This is a genomic window from Geobacillus sp., assembly GCF_017515625.1.
Lineage (GTDB): Bacteria > Bacillota > Bacilli > Bacillales > Anoxybacillaceae > Geobacillus > Geobacillus stearothermophilus.
On record NZ_JAFWFM010000163.1, the window covers coordinates 1 to 2,606 of the forward strand.

The following is a 2,606-nucleotide window of genomic DNA, read 5'->3' on the forward strand; positions in this document are numbered from 1 at the left end:
AAATGCGCGGCAAGTACATCATAAAGACATTCTCAAATTCCGTTTGGATCGCCTGCTCCATTTTGACAACGTTCGGATCACGCAAACCGGTGATATGGACGCCGGCCAGATCGTCTTCCCAGTTCGGCCCCCATGACAGCTCCATCCATTCGCCGGTGATGCTTGATTTCGGCCGCGCCACTGGCTGGTATTGTTTTAGCGGGCTGTTCGTCAACGTTTCATAGTCGTAATTCCACGGTTCGTAGTAATCGTCGATCGTAGGCTGGTACGGATTGTAGAACAAGTTGACGAGCCGCATCGCTTTCGAGCCGGATTTGAGCCGCAGTTCGCCGTTTTTCAACTCCCAGCCGCCTCTATACTTCTCTTGGTTTTCCCATTGTTTCGGATAGCCGATTCCGGGTTTCGTTTCAACGTTGTTAAAGTACATGTATTCAGCGCCGGGGCGGTTCGTCCATGTGTTTTTGCACGTGACGCTGCACGTATGGCAGCCGATGCATTTGTCCAAATTCATCACCATTCCGATTTGCGCTTTAATCTTCAAGCCAATCAACCTCCTCGAGTTTGCGGATGACGACGTACAGGTCGCGTTGGTTGCCCGTCGGTCCGTAATAGTTGAAACCGTAGCTTAACTGTGCATATCCGCCGATCATATGCGTCGGCTTTACGTGGATGCGCGTCGGGCTGTTGTGTGTGCCGCCGCGGTTGTTTGTCAGCTTCGTGCCCGGCACGTTAATATGGCGGTCTTGCGCGTGGTGCATAAACGCCATGCCGCGCGGCAGCCGGTGGGAGACGACGGCGCGGGCGACGACGACGCCGTTTTCGTTGAAACATTCGATCCAGTCGTTGTCGTTGATGCCGGCTTCGGCCGCATCATCTTTGTTCATCCACACGGTCGGCCCGCCGCGGAAAAGCGTCAACATCGGCAAGGAGTCGAAATACATGCTGTGGATCGACCATTTGTTATGCGGCGTCAAATAGTTCAAGATGACTTCCTTTCCGTTTTCTTTCGGGCGTTTGTTTGAAAACGGACGGTGCGGCAACACCGGCTTGAACGTCGCCATCGTTTCGCCAAACTCGTGCATCAGTTCATGATCGATGTAAAACGACTGCCGGCCGGTCAACGTCCGCCACGGGATGAGCCGTTCGACGTTCGTCGTAAACGGCGAGTAGCGCCGCCCGCCTTTTTCCGAGCCGCTGAACGCCGGCGAGGTGATGACCGTTTTCGGCTGGGCGGTGATTTGTTCAAACGTAAAGCATTCTTCCTCGCGTTCTTTCGCTAAATCGGCCAATTTCAAATCCGTCTTTTTCTCAAGCGCCTCCCACGCTTTCACCGCCATTTTGCCGTTTGTAGTTGATGACAGCGTCAAAATCGCTTCAGCCGCTTTTTTCGCTTCGCTGATATCCGGGCAGCCGTCGGCGATGGAAGCGCGCCGGACAGTGCCGAGCCGGCGTTTCAACTGTTCATACTCGTCTTTCGCTGACCAGGCAATCCCTTTTGTGCCGATCGGCTGGCGGGCGACATTTGGACCTAAGGCGGTCATTTGGTCGTAAAGAAGGGTATAGTCGCGTTCAATGACGTGAATGTTCGGCATCGTTTTGCCCGGAATCGGTTCAGTTTCGCCTTTGCTCCAGTCTTTCACTTCACCGAACGGCTGCGCCAGCTCTTGCGCCGTATCGTGCAACAGCGGAGTGGCGACGACTTCTTTCATTGGCTTTAAGCCGGCTTGTTTGGCGACATCAGATACGGCTTTCGCGAGTGATTTGAAAATATCCCAGTCCGAGCGCGCTTCCCAGAGCGGAGGCACGGCTGGATTGAACGGATGGATGAACGGATGCATATCCGTGCTGCTTAAGTCATGTTTTTCATACCATGTCGCTGCCGGCAGGACGACATCGGAGTAGAGCGCTGTGCCGGCCATGCGGAAGTCCAAGTTGACAAGCAGATCAAGCTTGCCTTCCGGCGCTTCATCGCGCCAGCGGATTTCTTCCGGGCGCAGGCTGTCGCGGTCATCGTTTAACAAGCCGTTCGTCGTGCCAAGCAAATGTTTTAAGAAGTATTCGTGCCCTTTGCCGGAGCTTGAGATTAAGTTGGCGCGCCAGACGATCAAGTTGCGCGGAAAATTCGCCTCGTTGTCCGGATCTTCGATCGCAAACTGCAATTCTTTCTTTTTCAGCTGTTTCGCGACGTAGGCGCCGATCTCTTCCGGCGTGCGGGCTCCATGGCTTACTGCTTCGTTATACAGCTCGATGCCGTTTTTGTTAAACGTCGGGTACGACGGCAGCCAGCCAAGCCGCGCGGCCAAGACGTTGTAATCGCCAGGGTGTGAATAGCGCGCTTTTTTGGCCAGCGGTGAGATGAGCTCATCGACCGGCCGCTCTTCATAGCGCCATTGGTCGGTCGCAAAGTAAAAGAATGACGTGCCGTTTTGCAATTTCGCTGGTCCGACCCAGTCGCGAGCGGTGGCGATTGTCTGCCATCCTTCCACCGGCCGCAGCTTTTCCTGCCCGACGTAATGGGCCCAACCGCCGCCATTCACCCCTTGGGCGCCGACGAACAAGACAAGGTTCAAGACGGCGCGGTAAATCGTATCGGAGTTGAACCAATG

Annotated in this window: 2 protein-coding genes; both read right to left on the reverse strand. The window is 54.9% G+C overall.

Translation table 11 applies throughout. The annotated features are described in order from the left end of the window. Window positions 1-541, reverse strand: a 541-nt coding sequence (locus tag IKE44_RS09765; protein WP_483299808.1) for a nitrate reductase subunit beta, incomplete at its 3' end; no start/stop codon positions are given. Next, a partial coding sequence (locus tag IKE44_RS09770; RefSeq protein ID WP_287465755.1) for a nitrate reductase subunit alpha occupies window positions 531-2,606 on the reverse strand: 2,076 nt, incomplete at its 5' end. The genes IKE44_RS09765 and IKE44_RS09770, both read right to left, overlap by 11 nt.